Below are 24,670 nucleotides of genomic sequence, written 5' to 3' on the forward strand. Positions count from 1 at the left end.
GGGCTCGTGCGGGGGCCCCCCCCCCGGCCACGCTGCCCCGGTCGAGGATTCGCTCGCCCGGGGTGACCCGCTTGTCGGCCGCGGCACGACTGCCCGCAGCCACGTGGGCGGCGCGGCTGCCCGCGGCCAGGTCGGTGGGGCGGCTGCCCGCGGCCAGGTGGGCGGCGCGGCTGCCCAGGGGCACGTCCGTGGCGCGACTGCCCGTAGCCGCAGCCGCAGCCCCATCCGGGCCGCGACCGCTCCCACCCGCATCCGTGGCGCGACTGCCCCCCGCCACATCGGTGGCTCGGCTGCCCGTAGCCCCATCCGGGCCGCGACTGCCCCCACCCGCCTCCGTGGTGCGACCGCTCGCGGTCACGTCGGCTGGGTGGCTGCCCGTTGTCGTGCTGGTGGCGCGACTGCCCGTCGGTGTGCCGGGCTTCGCCGGTGCGGGCTGGGGTGGGAGGGGGGTGGAGCCCGACAGGCGGTGCAGGGCGTTGAGCAGGCGGTCCAGGCGGGACTCGTAGGCGTGTTCCAGGGCGAGGGTGCCGGAGAGCCAGGCCAGTTCGGGGCGCATGCCTTCCGACCAGTCGGGGTCGAGGAGGGGGCGGAAGGTGTGCAGGCTGCCGCTGATGCGGCGGGCCGAGCGGCGCAGGGCGCGCGCCGCGTCGACGGACTCCTCCGTGCCGTTGCCGTGCGCCCCCGTGCCGGTCTCCCGGTGGAGCCGCAGGGCGCGGAGGAACTCCATGGCCTGGGCGCGCAGGTAGCCCGCGAGGGCCTCCCCGGTCACCGCCCCGGCCATCGGGTCCGTCGGATCAAGGTGTTGCTGTGCCACGCCGGCGCCTCCGGGCGTCTATGAGCATCTCCTGGATGTTCCGCAGGGGCCCGCCGTCGGCATCGGTCGCATGCCGGGTCCACTCGCCGTCCGGGCCCAGGTGCCAGGAAGCGGTGGCGTCGGACATACCCGTCTCCAGCAGCCGGTTGAGGGCGGCGCGGTGGGCCGGGTCCACGACCCGCACGAGGGCCTCGATGCGGCGGTCGAGGTTGCGGTGCATCATGTCGGCGCTGCCGAGCCACACCTCGGGTTCGCCGCCGTTGCCGAAGCCGAAGACCCGGGAGTGTTCCAGGAAGCGGCCGAGGATCGAGCGGACCCGGATGTTCTCCGACAGCCCCGTCACTCCGGGGCGCAGCGCGCAGATGCCGCGCACCCAGACATCGATCGGCACGCCTGCCTGCGACGCCCGGTACAGGGCGTCGATGAGGGCTTCGTCGACGATCGAGTTGACCTTGATACGGACATACGCGGGACGTCCGGCACGGTGGTGCTGGACCTCCTTGTTGATCCGTGAGATCAGGCCGTCCCGCAAGGAGCGGGGGGCGACCAGCAGCCGGCGGTAGGTCTCCCGGCGGGAGTAGCCGGAGAGCCGGTTGAACAGGTCGGACAGGTCCGCGCCGACCTGTGGGTCGGCGGTCAGCAGTCCGAGGTCCTCGTACAGCCGGGCGGTCTTGGGGTGGTAGTTGCCGGTGCCGACATGGCAGTACCGGCGGAGCGTCTCGCCCTCCTGGCGGACCACCAGGGACAGCTTGCAGTGGGTCTTGAGGCCGACCAGGCCGTAGACGACATGGCAGCCGGCCTCCTCCAGCTTGCGGGCCCACTCGATGTTGGCGTGCTCGTCGAAGCGGGCCTTGATCTCCACCAGGACCAGGACCTGCTTGCCCGCCTCCGCGGCCTCTATCAGCGCGTCCACGATGGGGGAGTCGCCGGAGGTGCGGTACAGGGTCTGCTTGATGGCGAGGACGTCGGGGTCCTTGGCCGCCTGCTCCAGGAACGCCTGGACGGAGGTGGAGAAGCTGTCGTACGGATGGTGCAGCAGGACGTCGCGCTGGCGCAGGGCGCCGAAGATGTCCGGCGCGGAGGCCGACTCGACCTCGGCCAGGTCCCGGTGGGTGCCCGCGATGAACTTGCGGTACTTCAGCTCGGGCCGGTCCAGGCCGTGGATGCGGAACAGGCCGGTGAGGTCGAGCGGGCCGGGCAGCGGATAGACCTCGGCCTCGGTGATCTTCAGCTCGCGCACCAGCAGGTCGAGCACCTCGCGGTGGATGGACTCCTCGACCTCCAGGCGCACCGGCGGCCCGAAGCGGCGCCGCATCAGCTCCTTCTCCAGGGCCTGGAGCAGGTTCTCGGCGTCGTCCTCCTCGACCTCAAGATCCTCGTTGCGGGTGATCCGGAAGGCGTGGTGCTCCAGCACCTCCATGCCCGGGAAGAGTTCCTCCAGGTGGGCGGCTATGACGTCCTCGATGGGGACGGACCGGCCGGGGGAGCTTTCCAGGAAGCGGGAGAGCAGCGGCGGGACCTTCACCCGGGCGAAGTGCCGGTGGCCGCTGACCGGGTTGCGTACGACGACGGCCAGGTTCAGGGAGAGGCCGGAGATGTACGGGAAGGGGTGGGCCGGGTCGACGGCCAGCGGGGTGAGGACCGGGAAGATCTGGTGCCGGAAGAGAGTGAACAGGCGGGCCTGCTCCTTCTCGGTGAGTTCGTTCCAGCGGACCAGGTGGATGCCTTCCTCGGCGAGGGCCGGGGCGACGTCCTCGTGGAAGCAGGCGGCGTGCCGGGCCATCAGCTCGCGGGAGCGGGCCCAGATCATCTCCAGCACCTGGGTGGGCTGGAGGCCGGAGGCGGAGCGGGTGGCGACGCCTGTGGCGATCCGGCGCTTCAGTCCGGCCACCCGGACCATGAAGAACTCGTCCAGGTTGCTCGCGAAGATCGCGAGGAAGTTGGCGCGCTCCAGGAGCGGGGTGTTCGGGTCCTCGGCGAGTTCCAGGACGCGCTCGTTGAAGGCGAGCCAGCTGCGCTCCCGGTCGAGGAAGCGGCCCTGCGGCAGCTGGTCCCCCTCGCCGGACTCCTCGTACGCGTCGAGGTCGGCGTCTATGTCGGGCTCCAGATCGGAGACCGTGGCGGCGACCGTGTTCGTGCGGTGGGCCGCGATGGAGCCCACGGAGGGCTGCGGGTGCTGGATCTCTGCGTCGGGGGTGGTTTGCTGGCTCATGGACCCATTGTTCCGCGCGCGGACGCCAATGGGCGCGTCGGAGCGCGCGGGCGGGAGCGCGACGGGCGGGAGCGCGACGACGATTGCCTCCGGGGGCGGCGACGGCTCGGGCACGGCGGGGTTCATTCGCTGAGCGTCGCAAGACCGTCTGAATCAATGGTTACGGAGACATGACGTGCGGGATAGCGGGGGGCGGCTCGCAGGGGACCTCCGCAGCGTGGCCGCACTCTTTCCGTACGTCCCCGAACATACGTCCCACAATGGCCCTAGGCCCTCCTTGCCGTGACCGGGCTCTATGAGGCTTTCCTGAGGGGCCCCCATGGACCGCGAGAAGCGGCCTTATATCGGGCAAACAAGGTTCTGCCGGGCTTCTCAGCGAGCGCTCAGGAAGCTCTCATGGGCGGCGGACAAGCTCATGGACATGACCGAGAGCTTCCGCCGCGACGGCGAGTACGACAGCGAGTACACGAACCCTCACCAGGGCGCCCAGCAGCACGCTTCCTCGCCCGGGGAGTCGCCCGGGAACCCCTACCAGGCCGCGGACCCGTACCAGGGGGCCGCGCAGCACTCGTCTTCTTCCCCCTCTTCTTCGGACACCCCGTCCGGCGTCCCGTCGCAGGCACCGGCGTCCTCCCCCGTGAACCCGGAGTGGCCCCCGCCGCCCCCGTACCAGCCGATGGCCGGACAGCCGGAGCCCGGCACCGGGGCCACCGCGCTGCTGAACGAGCCGGTCGCCCGTTCCGCCCGGCGGGGGCGCGGCCGGGGTCCGGTGGCGCTGATCGCGGCCGTGGCGATCGTGGCGGCGATGATCGGCGGCGGCACCGCGTACGGCATCCAGGAGCTGACCGGCGGCAACGACACCGTCGCCACCAGCTCCTCCAGCACCAGTGTGGTGCCGTCCAGCCAGCAGGGCACGGTCGCGGGGGTCGCCTCGGCGGTCAGCCCGAGCATCGTCGAGATCAACGCCACCTCCAACGCCGGCTCCTCCACCGGCTCGGGCGTGATCATCACCAGTGACGGCGAGATCATCACCAACAACCACGTGATCACCGGCGCCTCCCAGATCCAGGTCACCACCGACGACGGCAAGCAGTACAGCGCCCAGGTCGTCGGCACCGACCCGGCCAAGGACCTCGCCCTGATCAAGCTGGACAACGCCTCCGGCCTCAAGGCGGCCACCCTCGGCAACTCCGATGGTGTCCAGGTCGGCGACGAGGTCGTGGCGATCGGCTCGCCCGAGGGCCTGACCGGCACGGTGACCAGCGGTATCGTCTCCGCGCTCGACCGCGATGTGACCGTCTCCACCGGCGAGGGACAGCAGCCCCAGCAGCAGCAGGGCGGCGGCTGGCCGTTCGAGTTCGGCGGCCAGCAGTTCAACGGCGACACCGGGTCGTCCACGACGACGTACAAGGCCCTCCAGACCGACGCCTCGCTCAACCCGGGCAACTCCGGCGGCGCGCTGATCGACATGAACGGCAACATCATCGGGATCAACTCGGCCATGTACTCGGCGGCCGGTTCCTCCTCCACCGCGGGCAGCGTCGGCCTCGGCTTCGCCATCCCGATCAACACCGTGAAGAGCGACCTGAGCACCCTCCAGGCGGGCGGCAGCGGCAGCTGACGGCGGGGCGGCCGGCACGGCCGGCAGCACGTCGGCACCAGCGGCCAGCGGCCAGCAGTACCGACCGGCATCAGCGTCCAGCACAGTACCGACCGGCACCAGCGGCCCGCGGCACCACCGGCACCAGCAACCAGGAGCACGACCAGCACGACCAGCTAGGAGCACGACATGCGCTACGAGATCGACAGGGTCCGGCGGATCGAGCACAGCGCCCCCGGTCACGACCCGGCCGGATTCGCCCTCGCCCTGGAGGTGGCCGGCCGACTGCACGGGCCGGTCACCCGGGCCCCCGAGCTGGCACCCGCGGGCAGCGGCTCCGGCACCCACCGCGCCAAGGCCCGGCGCCGGCCCGCCCTGCGCGGCTGACATCCGCCGCCGTACGACCAGGACATTCCGGCACGACCGGCTGACGTGCGAGGCTGAATGCTGAGAACGTCGGACCGGCCCCTTCCCACCGCACCCGAGGACATGAGCATGAGCCCCGCCGATGGCGACCGCGACCCCCAGCGCATCCTGATCGTCGACGACGAGCCCGCCGTGCGCGAAGCGCTCCAGCGCAGCCTTGCCTTCGAGGGCTACGACACCCAGGTCGCGGTCGACGGCGCCGACGCGCTGGAGAAGGCCGGCGCCTACCGGCCCGACCTGGTGGTCCTCGACATCCAGATGCCCCGCATGGACGGCCTGACCGCCGCCCGCCGGATCCGCGGGGCGGGCGACACCACCCCGATCCTGATGCTGACGGCCCGCGACACCGTGGGCGACCGGGTCACCGGCCTGGACGCCGGGGCGGACGACTACCTGGTCAAGCCCTTCGAGCTGGACGAGCTGTTCGCCCGGATCCGCGCGCTGCTGCGCCGCAGCACCTACGCGTCGGCGAACGGCAACGTCCCCGACGACGAGGCGCTCAGCTTCGGCGATCTGCGGATGGATCTGGCGACGCGGGAGGTGACGCGCGGCGGTCGGCAGGTCGAGCTGACCCGTACCGAGTTCACCCTGCTGGAGATGTTCATGGCACACCCGCGCCAGGTGCTCACCCGTGAGCAGATCCTGAAGGCGGTCTGGGGCTTCGACTTCGAGCCGTCCTCCAACTCCCTCGACGTGTACGTCATGTATCTGCGCCGCAAGACCGAGGCGGGCGGCGAGCCGCGTCTCGTGCACACCGTGCGGGGCGTGGGGTATGTCCTGCGCCAGGGCGGCGCCGAGTGAACAAGGTCGCCCGCCGCCTGCGATCCCTCCCGATCCGTTCCCGGCTGGCCCTGCTGGTGGCGGCGGCGGTGGCGTTCGCGGTGGCGGCGGTGTCGGTGACCGCCTGGTTCGTGGTGCAGCAGAAGCTGTACGAGCAGGTGGACACGCAGCTCGACTCGGCCAATCTGGAACTGAACGAGGCGCAGCTGTCGGCGCTGCTGACCGCGTGTCCGCAGGAGGTGTCGGACGCCCCTGGGGACCTGCAACCCAGGGACTACTACATACAGGTCGCCAAGGCGGACGGCACCGCCTGCGTCTTCAGCAACTCGACGGGTGTCCTCAAGGTCATGTCCCAGGATCAGGAGGTGGCGGCCAACCCCGAGCGCAAGCCCGCCTTCCACAACACCACGGACGCGCAGGGCAACGAGGTACGGGTGAAGACCTCGCCGATCACCTTGCGCACCGGCCCCGTCTCCCAGCTCGTCCCCGATGTCGCCCTCCAGGTCGGGGTGCCGCTGAAGGAGACCTACAACACCCTCAACGAACTCGCGCTGGTCCTGCTCATCGCCTCCGGCGTGGGAGTCCTCGGCGCGGGCGCCGCCGGGCTCGCAGTGGCCCGCGCCGGACTGCGCCCCGTCGACAAGCTGACGGAAGCCGTCGAACACGTGGCCCGCACGGAAGACCTCACCGTCCGCATCCCCGTCGACCAGGACAGCGAGGACGAGGTGGCCCGGCTCTCCCGTTCCTTCAACTCCATGACCTCCGCGCTGGCCAGTTCCCGCGAACTCCAGCAACAGCTCATCGCGGACGCGGGCCATGAACTGCGCACCCCCCTCACCTCCCTCCGTACCAACATCGAACTCCTCACCCGCAGCGAGGAGACCGGCCGACCGCTCCCGGAGGCCGACCGCAAGGCGCTGCTCGCCTCCGTCAAGGCGCAGATGACCGAGCTGGCCGCGTTGATAGGCGATCTCCAGGAGCTGTCCCGCTCGGAGGGCCAGCGTGGCGAGCGGGTGCAGGTGGTGTCGTTCGAGGACACCGTCGAGAGCGCCCTGCGCCGGGCCCGGCTGCGCGGCCCGGAGCTGACGATCACCGCCGACCTCCACCCCTGGTACGTCCGCGCGGAGCCCGCCGCGCTGGAGCGGGCCGTCGTCAACATCCTGGACAACGCGGTGAAGTTCAGCCCCGAGGGCGGCACCATCGAGGTCGTGCTGGGCAGCGGCATCCTCACCGTCCGCGACCACGGCCCCGGCATCCCCGCCGAGGAACTCCCGCACGTCTTCGACCGCTTCTGGCGCTCCCCGAGCGCCCGCGCCCTCCCCGGCTCGGGCCTGGGCCTGTCCATCGTGGTCCGTACGATCCACCAGGCGGGCGGCGAGGTCACCCTGGCCCACGCGGAGGGCGGCGGCACGGTGGCGACGGTACGGCTGCCGGGGGCGCCGATGCCCCCGCCGGAAACACCGGAAACACCGGGGATGTCGTAGAACGGGCGGGGAGCGAACGAGAGGCGGGGGCCGGGTGGCCCCGGACCCCGCCTCGTACGTCACTTCTGAACCGAACGGCTGTGGCTACCGCACGACGGTGATCCGGTCGGCCGCGGGCGGCGCGATCGGGTCGGCGGCGGAGGAATTCGCCGTCAGGTACTGCTCCAGCGCGGTCAGGTCGTCCGAGCCGACCAGGTCGTTGGTGCCGAGGGCGAGGGTCGGGAAGCCGTCGCCGCCGCCCGCGAGGAAGTTGTTGGTGACGACGCGGTAGACCGCCGAGGGGTCGATCGGGGAGCCGCCCAGCCTGATCGAGTCGGTCACCACCCGGTCCGCGCCCGTCTTGGTCAGATCCAGCGTGTACGTCAGTCCGGCGGACGGCTGGAGGATCTTCGGGGAGGCCGCGTTGGCCCCGCTGACCTGCTCCTTCAGCACCTGGATCAGCTGGGCGCCGGTGAGGTCCTGGAGATTGACGGTGTTGGCGAACGGCTGGACCGTGAAGCCCTCCGCGTACGTCACCACGCCGTCACCCTCGCCCGCCTTGGCCGCGTAGGTCAGGGGCGCGCGGATGCCGCCGGGGTTCATCAGGGCGACATCGGCCGCCGGGTCCAGGCCCTTGCCGTGGGCGAGCTGGGAGTCGGCGATGAGGTCGCCCAGCGGGGACTCGGTGCCGGAGTTGTTGATGTCGGCGGAGATGTAGCCGATGGCGCGGTTGCCGATGGGGGCCGCGAGGGCGTTCCACTTGCCGATCAGGGACGTCATGTCCGGCGCCTTCTCCACGTCACGGCTGACGACGTGGTTGGCGGAGGTGACCGCCGTACGGGCGATGTCCCCGGTCCACCGGTCGTAGGTCAGCGTGGTGTCGGTGTAGAGGCGGCCGAAGGACGAGGCCGAGGTGACCATGCGGGGGTTGCCCGCCGGGTCGGGCACGGTGCACACATAGGCGGCGTGGGTGTGACCGGTGACCAGCGCGTCGACCTGCGGGGAGACATTCTCGGCGATCTCGGCGATGGGGCCGGAGATACCGTCGCCGGCGCCCGGGGAGTCACAGTCGTAGTTGTACGACGACGAGGCCGGGAAGCCGCCTTCGTGGACGAGGGCGACGATGGACTTGACGCCCTGGCGCTGAAGCTCCTGGGCGTACTTGTTGATGGTCTCGACCTCGTCCTTGAAGGTGAGGCCCTTGACGCCCTCGGCGGAGACGATGTCGGGCGTGGCCTCCAGGGTGACGCCGATGAAGCCGACCTTGACGCCGTTCTGCTTCCAGACCCAGTAGGGCTTGAGGACCGGCTTCTTGGTCTTCTCGTCGAGCACGTTGGCGGCGAGGTAGGGGAAGTCGGCGCCCTTGAACTTCTTGTCGGTGTAGCAGCCCGCGGTGGGGTGGCAGCCGCCGTTCTGGAGCCGGGACAGTTCCTTGGCGCCCTCGTCGAACTCGTGGTTGCCGACCGAGGTGACATCGAGGTCGAGCTTGTTCAGCGCCTCGATGGTGGGCTCGTCGTGGAAGAGACCGGAGATCAGCGGGGAGGCGCCGACCAGGTCGCCGCCGGCCGCCGTGATGGAGTACTTCTCGCCCTCGCGGGCCTCGCGCAGATGGGTGGCGAGGTACTCGACACCGCCCGCGTCGATGGTCTTCGTGGTGCCGTCGGGCTGGAGTTCGGTGACCCGGCCGGAGGACCCGGCGGGCGGCTCCAGATTGCCGTGCAGGTCGTTGAAGGACAGCAGTTGCACGTCCTGGTAGCGGCCCGGCTTGTGCTGGGCCTCTCCGGCGCTGGCGGTGCCGGGAAGCGCGGCGGCGAGCGCGCCCGCGGTGGTCAGGCCGGCGACGGCGGCGAGCAGCCGGGTCCGGCCGCGTCTGCCGCGGCGGTCGGGCTGATGGGTGGTGAGTGGCATGCGCCCCCCTGTGGGTCTGCGTGGATCTGCCGGTGGACTTGTCGGTGGATCTGCTGATGGATCTGGTGGTGGATCTGGTGGTGGATCTGGTGGTGGGCCCGAGGCCCGCTGAGGCAGGTCTCGTCCGGGCGGCAGCCTAGAGTCAACGCGCGTAGCGCGACAGGGGTTACCGGGTTACTTCTTGGTTTCCGCCGCCCCAATGGCAGGCCGCCACGATCGCGCGGGCGGCCCCGTACCCTCGTAGGCATGACCAGCGACGACAGCGCACGCCAGGGCCAGGCCCGGACCATCGAGACCCATGCCGCGCTGGCCCCGGAGCAGATCGAGGCCGTCCTCGACCTGCTCACGGAGGCCGCGCGCCACGACGGCCAGCAGGCGGTGTCGGAGCAGGGCCGGCTCCAGTTGCGCGGCGGGGCGCGTCCGGGCGTCTCCCATCTCCTGCTCACACTGGCGGGCGAACTCGTCGGATACGCGCAGCTGGAGGACACCGACCCGGTGGAGGCGCCGGCCGCCGAACTGGTCGTGCACCCCGAGCATCGCGGCCGGGGCCATGGCCGCGCGCTGGGCGCCGCCCTGCTGGCCGCGTCCGGCAAGCGGCTGCGGGTCTGGGCGCACGGCGGTCACGCGGCGGCCCGTCATCTGGCCCAGGTCCTGGGCCTCACCCTGTTCCGCGAACTGCGCCAGATGCGCCGCCCGTTGACCGGCCTGGAACTCCCCGACCCGGTCCTCGCGCCCGGCGTGAGCGTGCGCACCTTCGTCCCCGGCCAGGACGACGCGGCATGGCTGGCGGTGAACTCCGCGGCCTTCGCGCACCACCCCGAGCAGGGCTCGCTGACCCAGCGCGACCTGGACGACCGCATGTCCGAGCCGTGGTTCGACCCGGCGGGCTTCTTCCTCGCCGAGCGCGCGGGCACGGTCATCGGCTTCCACTGGACCAAGGTCCACGCCGAGGAGCAACTGGGCGAGGTGTACGTCGTCGGCGTGTCCCCCACCGCGCAGGGCGGCGGCCTCGGCAAGTCCCTCACCACGATCGGCCTCCGCCACCTCGCGGCCCAGGGCGTCCCGACGGCGATGCTCTACGTCGACGCGGACAACAAGGCGGCGGTGACGGTGTACGAGCGGCTGGGCTTCACGACGTACGAGACGGATCTGATGTACCGGACGGAGACCTGAGCGCCACCGCCCGGCATCTGAACCATGTCCGGGCTACGGCCGGGTGAGGTGGTCGAACTCGCCGTTGCGGGCTCCGTCGAGCATGGCGGCGAGTTCGGAGGTGGTGAAGAGGAGCGCGGGGCCGTGGGGGGCTTTGCTGTGACGGACGGCGACTTTGCCGTCTATGGACGCGAATTCGAAGCAGTTCCCATTGCCGCCGGAGGCTTCGGCTCGCTGCCACTGGGCGTCCAGCGCCGAGGCGTCATCGATGACGTGATCAGTCATGGAACCTGTCCCTTGTTGTAGGAGTCCCGGTACTTCCGGATCAGTGCGGCCGACTCGGCGCCGCGCAGGGCGTCCGCCATGAGCCGTCTGAAGAGCTGCCCGTACTCCCGTACCTCGGCGGAATCCTTGATGAACCGGGTCGAGGTGAGACCTTCGACATAGACGATGTCGGGTTCCCACCGCTCCGGGAAGCTCAGTACCACGAAAGAGCCGCCGAAGAGCGCCGCGTGGCTCGCGGCTGCTTCCGGCAGCACCAGCAGATGGATCGTGTGCGGGTGTTTCTCGCCGGTGGTGACCAGGTGTTCCAGCTGGGCCGCCATGATCTCGCGAGAGCCGATCACGTGCCGGAACGCGGACTCCGAGACAACTCCCCAGAAAATCAAGGGGGTCGGGCGGGAGAACACGGCCTGGCGGCGCTCGCGAATGGTCAGCCGGGCCTCCCTCTCGTCCTTGGCGAGGTCCGGCAGATGGTGGTCGAGAATCGCCGCCGCGTATTCCCGCGTCTGCAACAACCCCGGGATCAGGACGGTTTCGACGTTGTACGTCTCCACCGCGTAATCCTCGTACCCGATGTAATCGGCGTATCCGGAAGGCACCGTGCGGCGCACCTTGCTTTCCCAACCCGGCTGATTTCCACCGCGTTTGAGTTGCCAGATGTACGCCTGCTGGTCCTCGTTGTCCAACTGGTACAGGTCGAGCAGCCGGGTCAGATCATGGTCCGTGATTCCGATCTTGGCGCTCTCGATGCGGCTGACCTTGCTCTCGGACCACCCCAGCGCTTCGGCGACGGAGTCCTGGGAGCCGTGTCCTCCGTCCACCCGCAGCGCCTTGAGGACACGCCCCAGCCGGACCTGACGCGCGGTTGGTTCACGCGGCTGGCTAGCCATCGCAGGTCCCCCATCCGTTGTGTGACATCCCCAGAGGGTCCAACCGCGGTGCGGGCCAGGGCAAGCGCGTGTCCCTCGTACGAGGGAACATCGATTTGCAAGCTTGCACGCAAGGCGTGGCATTCGCAGACTTGCAACTACTCGCGCTCCGTAACCGAACGCGGGCCATCCGTACGCACTGGTCGTCATAGGGGTGCGCCATGCCCGAACAGTCCACGCGTCGCCAGTATCCCACCAGGCCCGAATCTGTCGCCCAAGTGCGCACACAGGTACGGGAGTTACTGGCGTCCCGGGGTATCGAACCGCACGGCAACGAGAGCGCGGAGAACGCCGTTCTCGTCGCGAGCGAACTGGCGGGCAACGCGGTGTGCCACGCCAGTTCCTCGGGGTCGTACTCCGTGACCCTGGAGCTTCACGGAGGCATTCTCGCGATCTCCGTGCGGGACACCGAGATCGAGACGCCTCCGCAGTGGCCCACCCTTGGTGACGCCGGTGCCACGACAGGAAGAGGCATGTTCCTCGTCGACGCGCTCGCGCGGGACTGGGGCTGTGCCCACAAGGGCGAGGGGAAAGTCGTCTGGGCCGAATTGCTCATCGACAGGGAACGCCCGTAGGGCTGCCCCCTACCGCCGGGCGGTGGCTACTCGCAGCCGCAGGATCTCCGGGTGACCAGGCTGGTCGGGAAGACCTTCACCCGTTCCCGGCGGGAACCGGCGACGCGCAGGCCGTCGTCCAGGACGAGGTCCACCGCCGCGCGGGCCATGCCGGAGCGGTCGGAGGCTACCGTCGTCAGGGGCGGGTCGGTCAGGGCCGCTTCCTTGATGTCGTCGAAGCCGGCCACCCCCAGCTCGCCGGGGACGTCGATGCGCAGTTCGCGGGCCGCCCGGAGCAGGCCGATGGCCTGGTCGTCGGTCGAGCAGAAGACGGCGGGCGGGCGGTTCGGGCCGGAGAGGATCTCCAGGCCGATGCGATAGGCGTCGTAGCGGTTGTACGGGGCCTCGAAGACCCGGCCCTCGGTCGGCAGCCCGGCGTCGGTCATCGCCTGGCGCCAGCCCTCGACATGGTCGGAGACCGGGTCGCCCACCGCCGGGGTGTCCGCGGTGCCGCCGACACAGGCCACGTACGCGTAGCCGTGCTCCAGCAAATGCGCGACGGCCGCGCGGGCGCCCGCCACGTCGTCCAGGACGACCGCCACGTCGTCGATCGCCTCGGGGCGCTCATGGAGCAGCACCACCCGGGCGTCCCACGCGTCGATCTCCGCCGCCGCCAGGTCGTTCAGCGCGTGGCTGACCAGGATCAGGCCGGAGACCCGCATCCCCAGGAAGGCGCGCAGATAGTGGACCTCGCGCTCGCCCACGTAGTCGGAGTTCCCGACCAGCACCATTTTCCCGCGCTCGGACGCGGCCTGCTCGACCGCGTGCGCCATCTCCGCGAAGAACGGCTGGCGTGCGTCCGGCACGATCAGACCTATGAGATCGGTACGCCGGGACGCCATGGCCTGTGCCACCCGGTCCGGGCGGTAGCCCAGCTCCTTGATGGCGGCGAGCACGCGTTCGCGCGTGGCCGGGGCGACCGGCCGGGGTCCGTTGTTGATGACGTAACTGACGACGGCTGTGGACGTTCCCGCCAGCCGCGCCACGTCATCTCTAGTCACCTTGGCCACGCGCGGAGTCTACGCGGATTGATCCGCCCTGGGCAGGGAGAGAGCGGTACCGGCTGTGGGCTTTCTGTGCGGGAGCAACGCCTCGCCGAAGCCTTCGGGTGCCGCCGGGGCGCCGCCGAGGGCGGTCGGGGGCCGGGGCGATGATCCGGCCCCCCGCCCATCAGGTCTCGGCCGGGACCTCCAAGGCCGCCACGGCGACCACGCTGTCGGCACTCCCGGCACTCCCGGCACTCTCCGGTGTCGGCCGCGCGGCCTTCGCCTTGGCCTCGTCGGCGGCCCGCTCCACCTTCTCCGGCGTGACGAACCGATAGCCGACGTTGCGCACGGTCCCGATCAGCGACTCGTGCTCGGGGCCGAGCTTGGCGCGCAGCCGCCGTACGTGCACATCCACGGTCCGGGTGCCGCCGAAGTAGTCGTACCCCCACACCTCCTGGAGCAGCTGGGCGCGGGTGAAGACCCGGCCCGGGTGCTGGGCCAGGTACTTCAGCAGCTCGAACTCCTTGAAGGTCAGGTCCAGGACCCGGCCCTTGAGCTTGGCGCTGTAGGTGGCCTCGTCCACGGAGAGATCGCCGTTGCGGATCTCCATGGGGGAGTCGTCGTTGACCAGCTGCTGACGGCCGGTGGCCAGCCGCAGCCGGGCCTCGACCTCGGCCGGACCGGCCGTGTCGAGCAGGACGTCGTCGATGCCCCAGTCGGCGGTGACGGCGGCCAGGCCGCCCTCGGTCACGACCAGGATGAGCGGACAGCCGGGGCCGGTGGAGCGCAACAGCTGACACAGGCTGCGGACCTGCGGCAGATCGCGGCGGCCGTCGATCAGGATGACGTCGGCACCGGGGGTGTCGACGAGGGCGGGGCCCTCGGCGGGGGCCACCCGCACGTTGTGCAGCAGCAGGCCGAGCGCGGGGAGCACCTCCGTCGACGGCTGGAGGGCGTTGGTCAGGAGCAGCAGAGAACTCATATGTCTGGTTCCTCCTCGGTCCCTGCGAGGACGTGTGCGGTGCGTCACTGCGGTGCGTCGCTGCGCTGCGATCCCGTCGGCCCGTACACAGCCACGGTCCCCCGGTCACCTGGGGTTTCCCGTTTCGTATACAACGCGTTCGAAAGCACAAAAGGACTCGGGGGCTACGTTGCCCGAGTCCTCTGCCCAGCAGAATACCCACATGAGCAACGGTCCGGCAGGTCATGTGGCCCGATCCACTACCGTCCGTCCGCAGAGTGAGACGCCCGAGACGGCCAGCTCAGCGGCCTCGCGGACGTTTTTGCAGACGGCGGACGGTGTGCGCGTCGAGGCCGTATACGAGCGGGGTCACGTTGTATACGACACTTTGACGTCACCCTCCGGCCAGATCGCGTTCGTCGTGGCGCATGGCTTCACCGGGGACGTGGACAAGCCGCACGTGCGTCGCATCGCCCGGGCGCTCCGCCGGTACGGTGCCGTCGTCACGTTCTCCTTCCGAGGCCACGGCGCCTCCGGCGGGCGCTCGACCGTCGGTGACCGTGAGGTCCTCGATCTGGCGGCGGCCGTCGCCTGGGCGCGGGAACAGGGGCACGCGCGCGTGGTCACCGTCGGCTTCTCCATGGGCGGCTCCGTGGTGCTGCGGCACGGGGCGCTGCACGCGCGCGAGAGCGCGGCCGTCGTCTCGGTGAGCGCCCCGGCCCGCTGGTACTACCGGGGCACCGCCCCGATGCGCCGCGTGCACTGGCTGGTGACCCGGCCCGAGGGCCGCCTCGTCAGCCGGTACGGCCTGCGCACCCGCATCCAGAACGGCGGCTGGGACCCCGTCCCCGTCTCCCCGGTCGAGGCGGTGCCGAGGATCGCCCCGACCCCGCTGCTCATCGTCCACGGCGACCGCGACGGCTACTTCCCCGTCGACCACCCCCGCATGCTGGCCGCCGCTGCCGGTGACCACGGCGAACTCTGGCTGGAAGGCGGCATGGGGCACGCCGAGCACGCCGCCGCCGACGAACTCCTCGCCCGCATCGGGCACTGGGCCCTGCGCCGGGCGGGCTAGCCTGATCCTTGTTCACCGCCGGACCGGTCCGACCCAGGACCGGCAGAAGAACCGGCAGAAGGACCGACAGAGGGACGAGATGGCAAAGGTCACGGTGCGCTACTGGGCCGCCGCGAAGGCCGCCGCCGGGGTCGCCGAGGAGCCGTACGACGCGGCCGACCTCGCCGCGCTGCTCACCGCCGTGCGCGAGCGGCACCCCGGGGAACTGGACCGCGTACTGCGCCGCTGTTCCTTCCTCATCGACGGCGACCCCGTCGGGACCCGCGCGCATGAGACGGTACGGCTGGCCGAGGGCGGCACGGTCGAGGTGCTCCCGCCGTTCGCAGGAGGATGACGACGGATGAGCTACCAGCCGTATGAGGGACAGGGCCCGTATCAGGGCCCCTATCAAGCGCAGCAGCCGAACCCGCCCTATCAGGAACAGCAGGGGCAGCAGGGGCAGCACCCGTACCACCAGGGGTACGAGCAGGGATATCCACAGCAGGGGTATCCCCAGCAGCCGTACCCGCAACAGCCGTACCCGCAACAGCCGTACCCGCAGGCGTACGACCCCAACTGGCAGCAGGGTTACGAGGACCCGCAGGCCCAGCAGCAGTACACCCAGCAGTGGGAGGGGCAGACCTGGGAGACCCAGACGCACCCCCCGGTGAACGCGGCCGAACAGACCTCATATCTGCCTCCCACGCCCACGCCCGCTCCCGTCCCCTCTCCCTCTCCCTCGTCCTCTGCGCCTCCGTCTCCGTCTCCGTCTCCGCAGAGTCAGCGGCCTTCGCCCGCCGAGGGCGGGGCAGCAGAGCAGGGGCCCGGGTACGGTCCAGCCACGCTCGCCGGGAACGCCCGCGTCACCGACGCCCAGCGCGCCCGGCTCGAAGGCCGGTCACCGATCATCGAGCCCGGCGGGCAGCCCGCCGCGCTCACCGCGCTGCTGGGGGTGCTGCTCGCCGCCGCCGCGCCCTTCGGGCCGTACGCGCTGCTCATCCCCCTCGTCGCGCTCCAGGGCGTCACCGCCGCCGGGTGGTTCCGGCTGAACGGGATGTGGCCGGCCCGGCAGGGCATCGCGCTGGCCTTCGCCGGGGCGCTCGCCGCCGATGCCGTACTGCTCGCGGTCGGCCGGGACCACGGCCCCGCCGCGATCCTCGGGACCCTCGGCGTCTGGGTGCTGCTCACGCTGGTCCTCCAGCTCCGCTCGCACGCCGACCCCGACGAGCGGATGTACGGGCTGATGGCGACCGTGGTCTCCGCCGCGCTGGCGATCGTCGCGGCCGGGTATCTCGCGGCCGAGCCCGCCGCGGTGAGCGCCGGGGCCGCCGCCGTGGCCATCGCGCTGCTCGCCCGCGCGCTCCCGCTGCCGACGCCCGCCTCCGTCACGGTGGCGCTGCTGGCCGCCGCCGGTGCGGGCATCGCGGTGGGCGGGGCCACCGGCCTCGGGGCGGGGGGCGCGCTGCTGGGCGCCGGGGCCGCGGCAGGCGCCCTGATCGGGCACCGGGTCGCCGCCTACGACTACCCGTCGAGGTTCGTGCACTTCACCGCGGGCGTGGCCCTGCCGCTGGCCGCGGCGGCACCGGTGGTGTGGGTACTGGGGCGGGCGATCGGCTGAGACCGAGGGGTGGGGGGAGGGGAGGCGGAGGGGGCGCCGAACTGTCCCTCCCCGCGCCCCCGCCGGTTCGGCGCCCGGCCCCGTTGTCACAGGTGATCGACAATTCGCCGTCGGGACTTTCCGCCGGGGTTACCGTGACTGCCGTCCGTCGAGTCCGCCCGAGGTGGGGAACATGCGCGCGCTGCGAATACTTCTGATCGTCGTGGTGATCCTGGGCGGGCTGTTCGTCGCCGCGGACCGGCTGGCCGTGAACTTCGCGGAGGGTGAGGCCGCGGGCAGATTGCAGAGCACCGAGGGCCTCGCGCAGAAACCGGACGTGTCGATCAAGGGCTTCCCGTTCCTCACCCAGCTCATCGGCGGCACGCTGGACGACGTCGAGGTCGGGATCGACACCTACGAGGCGCCCACCGGCGACGGTGAGCAGATCCGGATCGACGACCTCAAGGCGAACATGAAGGGCGTCGACTTCTCCGGCGACTTCAGCTCCGCGACCGCGGCCGGCGCGACCGGCACCGCGATCATCGACTATGCCGAACTGCTCAAGGCCGCGCGGTCCGAGCCCGTCGAGGTCGCCCCCGGCGTCACCGCCCGGGTGACCGGCCTCTCCGACGGCGGCGACGGCAAGATCAAGGTCGCCGTGGAGGTCGAGGCGCCGGTCATCGGCACCCAGGAGATGTCCGTGCTCAGCACGGTCAGTGTCGAGGGCGACAACGTCGAGGTGCGCACGGACTCGCTGCCCGAACTGGCAGGCGTCGATCTGGCCGAGGACGCGATCCGCCGGATCACCGACTTCCAGCAGGCCATCGACGATCTCCCGGGCGGCATCCGGCTGGACAAGGTGCAGGCCGCGAGCAATGGTGTGGAGATCTCCGTGACGGGTTCGAACGTGGTGCTCGCCGGGTAAGCCGAGAACCGGCGGCGGCCGAGCGCCGTCCGGTGGGTGAGACAAGGCGTCCGCCCAGCAGGTGCGATCCGGCGCGTGGGTGCCCGGGGGCGGGGCGGCGACGGCCCGGACCCGATACACATCCCACATTGCGGACGATCGCGTCTCAATATACGACACGGCGGTGACATGCCGACCCGTCCGTCCTTACGATCGAGCCCATGAAGCGACAGGCGGATCTCACCAAGCGGCGGGCAGTGGACCTGTGCCGCGTTGCCGCCATGCTCTGTCGCCCGTTCTGATCAGCGGAAGCTTTCTGTTTTCCGCTTCCCCCCGCACGGCCCTGCTCAGGGCCCGCGTGCGCCCGCCCCGAGCGCGAGCGCACCGCCTTCGAAGACTTTTCAGCTATTTCGCACGCCCCGCCGCAACTGCCCCGGAGGAGAAAGCGCATGAGCCGCAGCGACGTCCTGGTTGACGCCGACTGGCTTCAGGAGCACCTGGACGACCCGTCTCTGGTGATCGTCGAGGTGGACGAAGACACGTCCGCGTACGACAAGAACCACATCAAGAACGCGATCCGGATCGACTGGACCAAGGACCTCCAGGACCCGGTCCGCCGTGACTTCATCGACCAGGCCGGCTTCGAGAAGCTGCTGTCGGAGAAGGGCATCGCCAACGACCAGACGGTGATCCTCTACGGCGGCAACAACAACTGGTTCGCGTCCTACGCGTACTGGTACTTCAAGCTGTACGGCCACGACGGCGTCAAGCTGCTCGACGGCGGCCGTAAGAAGTGGGAGCTGGACGCCCGCGAGCTGGTCGACGGCACCGAGGTGCCCGAGCGCGCGGCGACCGAGTACAAGGCGAAGGCCCAGGACACCTCGATCCGTGCCTTCCGCGACGACGTGGTGGCCGCCATCGGCGCGCAGAACCTGGTCGACGTCCGCTCGCCCGACGAGTTCTCCGGCAAGCTGCTCGCCCCGGCCCACCTGCCGCAGGAGCAGTCGCAGCGCCCCGGCCACGTGCCCAGCGCCCGCAACATCCCGTGGTCGAAGAACGCCAACGACGACGGCACCTTCAAGTCGGACGACGAGCTGAAGGAGCTGTACACCGACGAGCAGGTCGACCTGGCGAAGGACACCATCGCCTACTGCCGCATCGGTGAGCGCTCGGCCCTGACCTGGTTCGTGCTGCACGAGCTGCTCGGCGTCGACAACGTCAAGAACTACGACGGTTCCTGGACCGAGTACGGCTCCCTGGTCGGCGTGCCGATCGAGCTGGGCGCCAACAAGTAAGCCACGCACCAAGAGCAATCCCCTGTCGATCGACCCCGATCGACCCTGATCGATCCCGATCGACACCAGATCCACCCCGACCGACCCTTCTGGAGAGACAGCATGTGTGGAGCGAAGGCCGGCGGCCCCGACGCCTCGACGATCAAGCCCGGTGAGACCACCATCCAGGGCCAGGTGACCCGCGACGGCGAGCCGGTCGTGGGCTATGTGCGGCTGCTGGACTCGACGGGCGAGTTCACCGCCGAGGTCCCCACGTCCGCCACGGGCCAGTTCCGGTTCTACGCGGCCGAGGGCACCTGGACCGTCCGCGCCCTCGTACCCGGCGGCACCGCCGACCGCACGGTCGTCGCCCAGCAGGGCGGTCTCGCGGAGGTCGCGATCGCCGTCTGATCGCGCACCCCGGCACAGGGGCCGCGTCCCACGGGTTGGACTCCCGGGGCGCGGCCCTTCGGCGTGTCCGGGCCTAAGCTGGACCTATGTACGCGCGCAGGCGTCATGTCTACTTCGCCATGATGGGGACGTGTATCGGCCTCTTCGTCCTGGCGTGGGGGGTCGTCCGCATCTGGTCGATCCCGGCGGCGGTCGCGCTGTGCGTCGTCGCGATGGTGATCCCGCCCGTGGCCGCGATCGTCGCGAACCGCCGGGGCCCCGAGGACCGCTGGTGGGACGCCCCCTCCGGGGATCCCAAGTCGGACGAGTGGTGGGACGAACTGGACGGCAAGAAGCCGCCCCGGTAGGAATCCCGCCCTGGTAGGAATCCCGTCCCGGTAGGAATCCCGCCTGGTAGGAAGACCCTATGTCGCCCACCAGACTGTCCACGGTCGTTCTCGACGCCCCCGACGCCCACGTACTCGCCGGCTTCTACCAGCGGCTGCTCGGCTACGTCGTACGCCGCGAGGAACCCGACTGGGTGCTCATCGGGCCGCCCGAGGGCACCCCTGGCCTGGCCCTCTCCTTCCAGACCGAACCGGAGTACGTTCCCCCGGTCTGGCCCTCCCGCGCACCCGGCGCGCAGCAGATGATGCTGCACCTCGACATCCAGGTGGACGACCTGGCGGCCGAGACGGCCCGGGCGGTCGCGGCGGGAGCCCGGCCGGCCGACCACCAGCCCCAAGACGACGTACGCGTCCTGTTCGACCCGGCGGGCCACCCCTTCTGCCTGTGGATCGAGACGGCGAGGCCCTGAGGGGTCAGTAGACGAGCGCCTGCGTGTCGTCGGCCAGTGCCTCCTGTACGAAGACCTGGGCGCCGGCGATCCGCACGCCCTCGATGACGTCCTTCTCGGTGATCTCGCGGCGGGCCGCGCACTGGGTGCACAGGGTGAGGCGGCCCGCCGCGAGGACCGACTCGATCAGGTCGGGCAGCGGCGCCGCGTGCGGCAGCTCGAACTCCGCCGCCCGGCCCGGCAGCGCGAACCACGCGGACTCACCGGTCAGCCACACGGACACGTCCACCCCGCTGGCCACGGCCACCGCGGCGACGGTGAACGCCTGCGAGCAGCGCTCGGGGGCATCGGCCCCCGCGGTCACCTTGATCACGAGCTTCTTCGCCATGCCCGCAGGGTAACCGGGCCCGCCGGCCCGGCGGCCACCCAGAGGCGTCGTCCAGGGCCTTCATGATCGCCGAATCGTAATCAACTTCCCTGCAACCCGCGGCGGCAGCCACGAGTCACCTGTGCAGCGCGTGAACGGAATCCGCGCTTCATGTCCTCTGGGGGGACACGTTGGAAGACTCTGAAAGACCGGACGCCCAGGAAGCCGCGCCGGAGGAACCGGGAGTACCGGAGGAACCGGGAGTACCGGAGGAGGCGCCGGAGGCCGCGCCCGAGGGCCGCCGCAGGGGGCGGGTCCGCCGTACCGCCCTGCTGATCGCCGCGGCGGCCGTTCTCGGTGTCGTCGCGGGTACGTGTACGGGATACGTCGTCCAGGCAGGACGCGCGCCCACACCGTTGCCGCCGTTGTCGCAGCCCTCGATGGGGCAGGCCGAGGGCGAGGTCCCTGTGCTGTCGGCCGCTCAGGACCGGCAGGTGCGCACAGACGGCGATCTGCGCGAGCTGCTCGTGCAGAAGCCTGCCGGGGCGACGGAGGCCGACTGGCTGGTGGACTCGGACGGGTGGGAGGACATGGGCATGTACGCCCTTGGCTTCACCGACCGGGCGCGGAAGTTCACCGAACTCGTCGAGAGCGAGTTCCGCCGGTCCGCCATCGCGGGCTGGGAGACCGGCGACGGTACCCGGGTGACCGTGCGGCTCTTGCAGTTCCGCAACGAGGAGTCCCTGGCCTCGGTGGAATCCGTCGCCAACCACAAGGACTGGGCGGACGCCGACGGCGACGTGGACAGCTGGCACATTCCCGGCACCGGCGACGGTACGGCCTACGTCGACCCGGAGCCGGACACCGAGTTGGCGTACGAGACGCGGTACTCGGCCGAGGCGCATGCCTCGCGCGGTGACATCGCGATGGAGATCTGGGTCTACCGGGACCGGCCGGTCACCCAAAAGATGATCATGGATCTGGCCGAGCGACAGATGGAGCGGCTGTGAGCGGGACGGGGCGGGGGCGGCGGATCGCCGTCGTCGCGGCATGTGCGGTGCTCGCCGGGACGCTGGTCGCGGGCATCGGCGCGACCGTCGTGACCGTGCGGAACGCCGACCGGGACGCGGGTGCTCCGCGCTGGGCGTTCCCCAAGGCCACCGCCGAGGGGCCTGTGGCGCCCGTGACGCAGGGGCTCGCCGGGATGCTGGTGCCGTACGGGAGTGAGGGCGGCTGGTCGCGTGGTCCCGACGTCGGTCAGTACGGCCACGACGCCCAGCTCAGCGGGGCCGAGGCCGCCGCCCTGCGCAAGGAGACCCTGCGCGGGCTGCCGCGCTCGCTGCGCACGGAAATGGAGGAGGAGATCGACGGGCAGCGCAGCCAGGGACTGGCCCTGCGCAGCTACTTCAGCGCCGACTCCCCGACGTTCGTCTACGACGAGGACATCTTCTCGGCGAACATCACGCTGGAGCGGATGGCGAACCGGACCGCCGTGCAGGATGTCTCCCGGCTGGCGCGCGAGATGCTCGGCACGCTGACGGACAGCGAGAGCCTGGAGATCGAGGGGTACGAGGACGCGGAGTGCTTCGTGGCCTCCGACGAGAGCGGCGCCGTGGAGTTCTGGGAGCCCAGGGGGCTCAGTACGGTCCTGTGCTCCGCCGCCGTCGGTGACGTCCTGGTGTCGGTCGTCGCCTCCGGCACCGAGTCCCTCGACAGGGTCCGGGTCACCGACCTCGTACGCACCCAACTGGACCGGATCACCGAGCCGGGGAAAGCGATATGAACAGCGACCAGAGCATCGAGGCGGGGCCGGAGGCGGGGGCCGGAGTGGCGGGGGCCGGGGTGGGCGCGCTCGCCGCCGGGCCGCCTGCCGACGACGTACCGCCGCCCGTGGGTGACGTACCGGCATCCGCCGAGGACGTGCCGCCGCCCGCCGCCCCGCGTGAGCGGCGGGTGCTGCGGGCCGTGCTGCGGTGGACCGCCGCCGTCGCCGTGTTCGTCGCCGTCGGGTCGGCGACCGCGTACGGGATCACGGGCATGACCCGTACGGACGTGCCGGGGCTGGCCACGGAGGCGGACGGGCGCTGGGAGTATCCGGAGCTGGTCCGGCCGCCGCTGCCCGCCGGCCGCCCGGGGCCGTTCGCGGAGGGCAACACCAGTGGGGCGTACCACGCCGATCTGCGGGCCCTGGTGCTGCCCGCTCCCTCGGGGGCGAAGGAGAACAAGGCGCTGCGCGGCGCCGACGGCTGGCTGCCGACGGAGGACTATCTCGCCGAGTTCACGGGGAAGGCGAACCGTGAGGCGCTGGGGCAGCAACTGGTCGACACCGGTCTGCGCCACATCGCCGCGCGCGGCTGGACCACGCCGGACGGCACCCGGACCCGGATCTATCTGCTCCGGTTCGGCACCGCGGAGGCCGTGGACATGGGGGTCGAGGCCGATGCCATCCCCTTCGTCTCGCCCACGTATCCGCTGGTCGGCGCCCATGATTCGGTCTACGACGAGTCGTTCCCGGAGGCCGCGAACGGGTCCGGTATCCAGCGCACCGCCTACGCCGAGCCCGAGCCGTACGGCGCCGAGCAGGTTCGTCAGGCGTATCTCGCCACGGGGAACGTCTACGCGGTGATCGTGCAGTCCAGGAAGGGCGGGGTGGCGGACGTGCCCTTCCAGCAGACCGTCGTCCTCCAGAGCCAGCTGCTGGGCTGACGGCCACCTGGTCACCCGGCCACCAGGCCACCCGGCCGTAGGGCTGAGGTGGCTGGGGGCCGCCCGGGGTGTCGGGGTGTCGGGGGTGTCGGGGGTGCCCGGCAGGGGTGTCCCCGGTGGGCCTACCTCACAAAGAGGGCCGGGGTCCGGACGCGTAAGCTGGGGCCCGGCCCAGTGCATGCCGTATCCGCTCACCGAGGAGCATTTCCGTGGTCTATTTCTTCGAAGCTCTGCTCGTCCTGGTCTGCGTCGGCGTTCTCGCGTTCACCGGGCTGGCCGTGAAGAAGCTGTATCAGGGCCAGCGCTGACCTTCCCCCGTCCGGCTGCCCCGTCCCCGAGGAACCACTGCTCATGATCGAGATCCCGTCCGACCTCCACAAGGACCTTGTCCCGCTCGTCTTCCTGCTCGGCGACTGGGCCGGCGCGGGCGTGCACGACTTCCCCGGCTCCGAGAAGTGCAACTTCGGGCAGGAGGTCTCCTTCACCCATGACGGCCGGGACTTCCTGGAGTACCGGTCCCACACCTGGGTGCTGGACAACGACGGCAACAAGGTCCGCCCGCTGGAGAGCGAGTACGGCTTCTGGCGGATCGAGGAGACCCGCAAGGTCGAGGTGACGATGACCCGCGACGACGGTGTCATCGAGATCTGGTACGGCGAGCTGGCCCACCAGAAGCCCCAGATCGACCTGGTCACGGACGCGGTCGCCCGCACCCCCGGCTCCCGCCCCTACTCCGGCGGCAAGCGGCTGTACGGGTACGTCAAGAGCGACCTGATGTGGGTCGGCGAGAAGCAGACCCCCGACGTCGAGCTGCGTCCGTACATGTCGGCGCATCTGAAGAAGGTCGTCACGCCCGAGGACGTGGAGCGCTGGGCGAAGGCCCTGCCGGACGACATGCCGGACGACGGGATCGCTTTCTTCAAGTAGTTCTAGACTCGTGGTGTGGTGAGCACCGACTGGAAGAGCGATCTGCGGCAGCGCGGTTACCGGCTGACACCGCAGCGGCAACTCGTGCTCGAAGCCGTGGACACCCTGGAGCACGCGACCCCCGACGACATCCTCGGCGAAGTCCGCAGGACGGCGTCGGGGATCAACATCTCCACCGTCTACCGGACGCTGGAGCTGCTGGAGGAGCTGGGGCTGGTCAGCCACGCGCATCTGGGGCACGGGGCGCCGACGTACCACCTGGCCGACCGGCATCACCATCTGCATCTGGTGTGCCGGGACTGTACGAACGTGATCGAGGCCGATGTGGCCGTCGCGGCGGACTTCACGGCGAAACTGCGGGAGCAGTTCGGTTTCGACACCGACATGAAGCACTTCGCGATCTTCGGGCGGTGCCGGGACTGTGCCGCCAAGGCGGTGGCCGCCGCTTCCGGCAGCACCTCCGCAGGGACGTCCGGTGCCACTTCTGGCGGCGCTTCTGGCAAAGCTTCAACTACCGAGTCGTAGGCT

Annotated in this window: 29 protein-coding genes; 21 read left to right on the forward strand and 8 right to left on the reverse strand. The window is 70.7% G+C overall.

The window, feature by feature from the left end:
- Positions 1–814 (reverse strand): CHAD domain-containing protein (locus tag ACFXAZ_RS22345; RefSeq protein ID WP_384593916.1); only part of this gene is annotated, 814 nt, incomplete at its 3' end.
- Positions 795–3,152, reverse strand: coding sequence for an RNA degradosome polyphosphate kinase (locus tag ACFXAZ_RS22350; RefSeq protein WP_384593919.1), 2,358 nt, complete (start codon positions 3,150–3,152; stop codon positions 795–797). The genes ACFXAZ_RS22345 and ACFXAZ_RS22350, both read right to left, overlap by 20 nt.
- Before the next feature lie 295 nt (positions 3,153–3,447).
- Here ACFXAZ_RS22350 and ACFXAZ_RS22355 point away from each other — a divergent pair, with 295 nt between their 5' ends.
- The 4 genes from ACFXAZ_RS22355 to ACFXAZ_RS22370 all read left to right on the forward strand — a co-directional run bounded on the left by ACFXAZ_RS22355 (position 3,448) and on the right by ACFXAZ_RS22370 (position 7,316).
- Entirely contained in the window at positions 3,448–4,647 is a 1,200-nt protein-coding gene (locus ACFXAZ_RS22355) for a S1C family serine protease (protein WP_384593922.1), read from the forward strand.
- Positions 4,648–4,815: 168 nt separating this feature from the next.
- Positions 4,816–5,013, forward strand: a complete 198-nt coding sequence (locus tag ACFXAZ_RS22360; RefSeq protein ID WP_384593925.1) for a hypothetical protein — start codon at positions 4,816–4,818, stop codon at positions 5,011–5,013.
- Between the two features lie 108 nt (positions 5,014–5,121).
- Positions 5,122–5,853, forward strand: coding sequence for a response regulator transcription factor (locus ACFXAZ_RS22365; RefSeq protein WP_384593928.1), 732 nt, complete (start codon positions 5,122–5,124; stop codon positions 5,851–5,853).
- The gene (locus ACFXAZ_RS22370) at positions 5,850–7,316 is read left to right on the forward strand and encodes a sensor histidine kinase (RefSeq protein ID WP_384593931.1); all 1,467 of its coding nucleotides are present in this window, start codon (positions 5,850–5,852) and stop codon (positions 7,314–7,316) included. The genes ACFXAZ_RS22365 and ACFXAZ_RS22370 overlap by 4 nt, the downstream gene beginning before the upstream one ends.
- An 84-nt stretch (positions 7,317–7,400) precedes the next feature.
- Here the strand turns inward: ACFXAZ_RS22370 and ACFXAZ_RS22375 are convergent, their stop codons facing one another.
- Positions 7,401–9,203 carry a bifunctional metallophosphatase/5'-nucleotidase gene (locus ACFXAZ_RS22375; RefSeq protein ID WP_384593934.1) on the reverse strand — a complete coding sequence of 601 codons (1,803 nt, stop codon included), beginning with the start codon at positions 9,201–9,203 and terminating at the stop codon, positions 7,401–7,403.
- Here ACFXAZ_RS22375 and ACFXAZ_RS22380 point away from each other — a divergent pair.
- Both ACFXAZ_RS22380 and mshD read left to right on the forward strand, forming a co-directional pair.
- Entirely contained in the window at positions 9,197–9,343 is a 147-nt protein-coding gene (locus tag ACFXAZ_RS22380; RefSeq protein WP_384593937.1) for a hypothetical protein, read from the forward strand. The two genes, ACFXAZ_RS22375 and ACFXAZ_RS22380, sit on opposite strands and share 7 nt — an antisense overlap.
- 106 nt (positions 9,344–9,449) lie before the next feature.
- Positions 9,450–10,376 carry a mycothiol synthase gene (gene mshD, locus ACFXAZ_RS22385; protein ID WP_384593940.1) on the forward strand — a complete coding sequence of 309 codons (927 nt, stop codon included), beginning with the start codon at positions 9,450–9,452 and terminating at the stop codon, positions 10,374–10,376.
- 33 nt (positions 10,377–10,409) lie between these two features.
- On the opposite strand, the gene ACFXAZ_RS22390 is transcribed toward mshD, so the two are convergent.
- Both ACFXAZ_RS22390 and ACFXAZ_RS22395 read right to left on the reverse strand, forming a co-directional pair.
- The gene (locus ACFXAZ_RS22390) at positions 10,410–10,640 is read right to left on the reverse strand and encodes a DUF397 domain-containing protein (RefSeq protein ID WP_384593943.1); all 231 of its coding nucleotides are present in this window, start codon (positions 10,638–10,640) and stop codon (positions 10,410–10,412) included.
- Positions 10,637–11,527, reverse strand: coding sequence for a helix-turn-helix domain-containing protein (locus tag ACFXAZ_RS22395; protein ID WP_384593945.1), 891 nt, complete (start codon positions 11,525–11,527; stop codon positions 10,637–10,639). Before ACFXAZ_RS22395 ends, ACFXAZ_RS22390 begins: the two co-directional genes overlap by 4 nt.
- Positions 11,528–11,727: 200 nt before the next feature.
- Between ACFXAZ_RS22395 and ACFXAZ_RS22400 the strand changes: the two genes are divergently transcribed.
- A complete protein-coding gene (locus ACFXAZ_RS22400) occupies positions 11,728–12,141 on the forward strand; it encodes an ATP-binding protein (protein WP_384593947.1) in 414 nt (137 codons plus the stop codon).
- A gap of 26 nt (positions 12,142–12,167) precedes the next feature.
- Here ACFXAZ_RS22400 and ACFXAZ_RS22405 read toward each other — a convergent pair whose 3' ends face one another.
- Entirely contained in the window at positions 12,168–13,190 is a 1,023-nt protein-coding gene (locus ACFXAZ_RS22405) for a LacI family DNA-binding transcriptional regulator (RefSeq protein WP_384593950.1), read from the reverse strand.
- Positions 13,191–13,350: 160 nt separating this feature from the next.
- Positions 13,351–14,148, reverse strand: a complete 798-nt coding sequence (locus tag ACFXAZ_RS22410) for a response regulator transcription factor (RefSeq protein WP_384593953.1) — start codon at positions 14,146–14,148, stop codon at positions 13,351–13,353.
- A 202-nt stretch (positions 14,149–14,350) separates the two neighbouring features.
- Between ACFXAZ_RS22410 and ACFXAZ_RS22415 the strand changes: the two genes are divergently transcribed.
- The 9 genes from ACFXAZ_RS22415 (at position 14,351) to ACFXAZ_RS22455 (ending at position 20,163) form a co-directional block, all read left to right on the forward strand.
- A complete protein-coding gene (locus ACFXAZ_RS22415) occupies positions 14,351–15,202 on the forward strand; it encodes an alpha/beta hydrolase (RefSeq protein ID WP_384593956.1) in 852 nt (283 codons plus the stop codon).
- A 79-nt stretch (positions 15,203–15,281) separates the two neighbouring features.
- On the forward strand, positions 15,282–15,536 hold the full coding sequence (locus tag ACFXAZ_RS22420) for a MoaD/ThiS family protein (protein ID WP_382683869.1): 255 nt from the start codon (positions 15,282–15,284) through the stop codon (positions 15,534–15,536).
- Positions 15,537–15,542: 6 nt separating this feature from the next.
- A complete protein-coding gene (locus tag ACFXAZ_RS22425) occupies positions 15,543–16,799 on the forward strand; it encodes a hypothetical protein (protein ID WP_384593959.1) in 1,257 nt (418 codons plus the stop codon).
- Positions 16,800–16,971: 172 nt separating this feature from the next.
- Complete coding sequence (locus ACFXAZ_RS22430) at positions 16,972–17,703, forward strand: DUF2993 domain-containing protein (protein ID WP_384593962.1); 732 nt, start codon at positions 16,972–16,974, stop codon at positions 17,701–17,703.
- Between the two features lie 200 nt (positions 17,704–17,903).
- Positions 17,904–17,984, forward strand: a complete 81-nt coding sequence (locus tag ACFXAZ_RS22435; protein ID WP_350751515.1) for an Ms5788A family Cys-rich leader peptide — start codon at positions 17,904–17,906, stop codon at positions 17,982–17,984.
- Positions 17,985–18,131: 147 nt separating this feature from the next.
- Positions 18,132–18,977 (forward strand): sulfurtransferase, encoded by an 846-nt coding sequence (locus ACFXAZ_RS22440; RefSeq protein WP_384593965.1) that lies wholly within the window; start codon positions 18,132–18,134, stop codon positions 18,975–18,977.
- 102 nt (positions 18,978–19,079) lie between these two features.
- Positions 19,080–19,367, forward strand: a complete 288-nt coding sequence (locus ACFXAZ_RS22445) for a DUF1416 domain-containing protein (protein ID WP_007382995.1) — start codon at positions 19,080–19,082, stop codon at positions 19,365–19,367.
- A gap of 86 nt (positions 19,368–19,453) precedes the next feature.
- Positions 19,454–19,714, forward strand: a complete 261-nt coding sequence (locus ACFXAZ_RS22450; protein ID WP_384593968.1) for a DUF3099 domain-containing protein — start codon at positions 19,454–19,456, stop codon at positions 19,712–19,714.
- Positions 19,715–19,773: 59 nt separating this feature from the next.
- Complete coding sequence (locus ACFXAZ_RS22455) at positions 19,774–20,163, forward strand: VOC family protein (RefSeq protein WP_384593971.1); 390 nt, start codon at positions 19,774–19,776, stop codon at positions 20,161–20,163.
- 4 nt (positions 20,164–20,167) lie between these two features.
- On the opposite strand, the gene ACFXAZ_RS22460 is transcribed toward ACFXAZ_RS22455, so the two are convergent.
- On the reverse strand, positions 20,168–20,530 hold the full coding sequence (locus ACFXAZ_RS22460) for a DsrE family protein (protein WP_382683884.1): 363 nt from the start codon (positions 20,528–20,530) through the stop codon (positions 20,168–20,170).
- A gap of 170 nt (positions 20,531–20,700) precedes the next feature.
- Here ACFXAZ_RS22460 and ACFXAZ_RS22465 point away from each other — a divergent pair, with 170 nt between their 5' ends.
- The 5 genes from ACFXAZ_RS22465 (at position 20,701) to ACFXAZ_RS22485 (ending at position 24,667) form a co-directional block, all read left to right on the forward strand.
- Complete coding sequence (locus ACFXAZ_RS22465) at positions 20,701–21,519, forward strand: hypothetical protein (protein WP_384593974.1); 819 nt, start codon at positions 20,701–20,703, stop codon at positions 21,517–21,519.
- The gene (locus ACFXAZ_RS22470) at positions 21,516–22,292 is read left to right on the forward strand and encodes a hypothetical protein (RefSeq protein ID WP_384593977.1); all 777 of its coding nucleotides are present in this window, start codon (positions 21,516–21,518) and stop codon (positions 22,290–22,292) included. Before ACFXAZ_RS22465 ends, ACFXAZ_RS22470 begins: the two co-directional genes overlap by 4 nt.
- Positions 22,289–23,215 carry a hypothetical protein gene (locus ACFXAZ_RS22475; protein ID WP_384593980.1) on the forward strand — a complete coding sequence of 309 codons (927 nt, stop codon included), beginning with the start codon at positions 22,289–22,291 and terminating at the stop codon, positions 23,213–23,215. The genes ACFXAZ_RS22470 and ACFXAZ_RS22475 overlap by 4 nt, the downstream gene beginning before the upstream one ends.
- Before the next feature lie 351 nt (positions 23,216–23,566).
- A complete protein-coding gene (locus ACFXAZ_RS22480; RefSeq protein ID WP_384593983.1) occupies positions 23,567–24,142 on the forward strand; it encodes an FABP family protein in 576 nt (191 codons plus the stop codon).
- 15 nt (positions 24,143–24,157) lie between these two features.
- Positions 24,158–24,667, forward strand: a complete 510-nt coding sequence (locus ACFXAZ_RS22485; protein ID WP_384593986.1) for a Fur family transcriptional regulator — start codon at positions 24,158–24,160, stop codon at positions 24,665–24,667.
- Positions 24,668–24,670: the final 3 nt, after the last annotated feature.

It is taken from the genome of Streptomyces sp. NPDC059477, from assembly GCF_042749375.1.
Taxonomy (GTDB): Bacteria; Actinomycetota; Actinomycetes; order Streptomycetales; family Streptomycetaceae; genus Streptomyces.

Coding starts and splice junctions, on each gene's coding strand:
- ACFXAZ_RS22350 (WP_384593919.1), bottom strand. CDS start 3,152: ATGAACCCCGCCGTGCCCGAGCCGTCGCCGCCCCCGGAGGCAATCGTC.
- ACFXAZ_RS22355 (WP_384593922.1), top strand. CDS start 3,448: ATGACCGAGAGCTTCCGCCGCGACGGCGAGTACGACAGCGAGTACACG.
- ACFXAZ_RS22360 (WP_384593925.1), top strand. CDS start 4,816: ATGCGCTACGAGATCGACAGGGTCCGGCGGATCGAGCACAGCGCCCCC.
- ACFXAZ_RS22365 (WP_384593928.1), top strand. CDS start 5,122: ATGAGCCCCGCCGATGGCGACCGCGACCCCCAGCGCATCCTGATCGTC.
- ACFXAZ_RS22375 (WP_384593934.1), bottom strand. CDS start 9,203: ATGCCACTCACCACCCATCAGCCCGACCGCCGCGGCAGACGCGGCCGG.
- mshD (WP_384593940.1), top strand. CDS start 9,450: ATGACCAGCGACGACAGCGCACGCCAGGGCCAGGCCCGGACCATCGAG.
- ACFXAZ_RS22390 (WP_384593943.1), bottom strand. CDS start 10,640: ATGACTGATCACGTCATCGATGACGCCTCGGCGCTGGACGCCCAGTGG.
- ACFXAZ_RS22395 (WP_384593945.1), bottom strand. CDS start 11,527: ATGGCTAGCCAGCCGCGTGAACCAACCGCGCGTCAGGTCCGGCTGGGG.
- ACFXAZ_RS22400 (WP_384593947.1), top strand. CDS start 11,728: ATGCCCGAACAGTCCACGCGTCGCCAGTATCCCACCAGGCCCGAATCT.
- ACFXAZ_RS22410 (WP_384593953.1), bottom strand. CDS start 14,148: ATGAGTTCTCTGCTGCTCCTGACCAACGCCCTCCAGCCGTCGACGGAG.
- ACFXAZ_RS22415 (WP_384593956.1), top strand. CDS start 14,351: ATGAGCAACGGTCCGGCAGGTCATGTGGCCCGATCCACTACCGTCCGT.
- ACFXAZ_RS22420 (WP_382683869.1), top strand. CDS start 15,282: ATGGCAAAGGTCACGGTGCGCTACTGGGCCGCCGCGAAGGCCGCCGCC.
- ACFXAZ_RS22425 (WP_384593959.1), top strand. CDS start 15,543: ATGAGCTACCAGCCGTATGAGGGACAGGGCCCGTATCAGGGCCCCTAT.
- ACFXAZ_RS22430 (WP_384593962.1), top strand. CDS start 16,972: ATGCGCGCGCTGCGAATACTTCTGATCGTCGTGGTGATCCTGGGCGGG.
- ACFXAZ_RS22435 (WP_350751515.1), top strand. CDS start 17,904: ATGAAGCGACAGGCGGATCTCACCAAGCGGCGGGCAGTGGACCTGTGC.
- ACFXAZ_RS22440 (WP_384593965.1), top strand. CDS start 18,132: ATGAGCCGCAGCGACGTCCTGGTTGACGCCGACTGGCTTCAGGAGCAC.
- ACFXAZ_RS22445 (WP_007382995.1), top strand. CDS start 19,080: ATGTGTGGAGCGAAGGCCGGCGGCCCCGACGCCTCGACGATCAAGCCC.
- ACFXAZ_RS22450 (WP_384593968.1), top strand. CDS start 19,454: ATGTACGCGCGCAGGCGTCATGTCTACTTCGCCATGATGGGGACGTGT.
- ACFXAZ_RS22455 (WP_384593971.1), top strand. CDS start 19,774: ATGTCGCCCACCAGACTGTCCACGGTCGTTCTCGACGCCCCCGACGCC.
- ACFXAZ_RS22460 (WP_382683884.1), bottom strand. CDS start 20,530: ATGGCGAAGAAGCTCGTGATCAAGGTGACCGCGGGGGCCGATGCCCCC.
- ACFXAZ_RS22475 (WP_384593980.1), top strand. CDS start 22,289: ATGAACAGCGACCAGAGCATCGAGGCGGGGCCGGAGGCGGGGGCCGGA.
- ACFXAZ_RS22480 (WP_384593983.1), top strand. CDS start 23,567: ATGATCGAGATCCCGTCCGACCTCCACAAGGACCTTGTCCCGCTCGTC.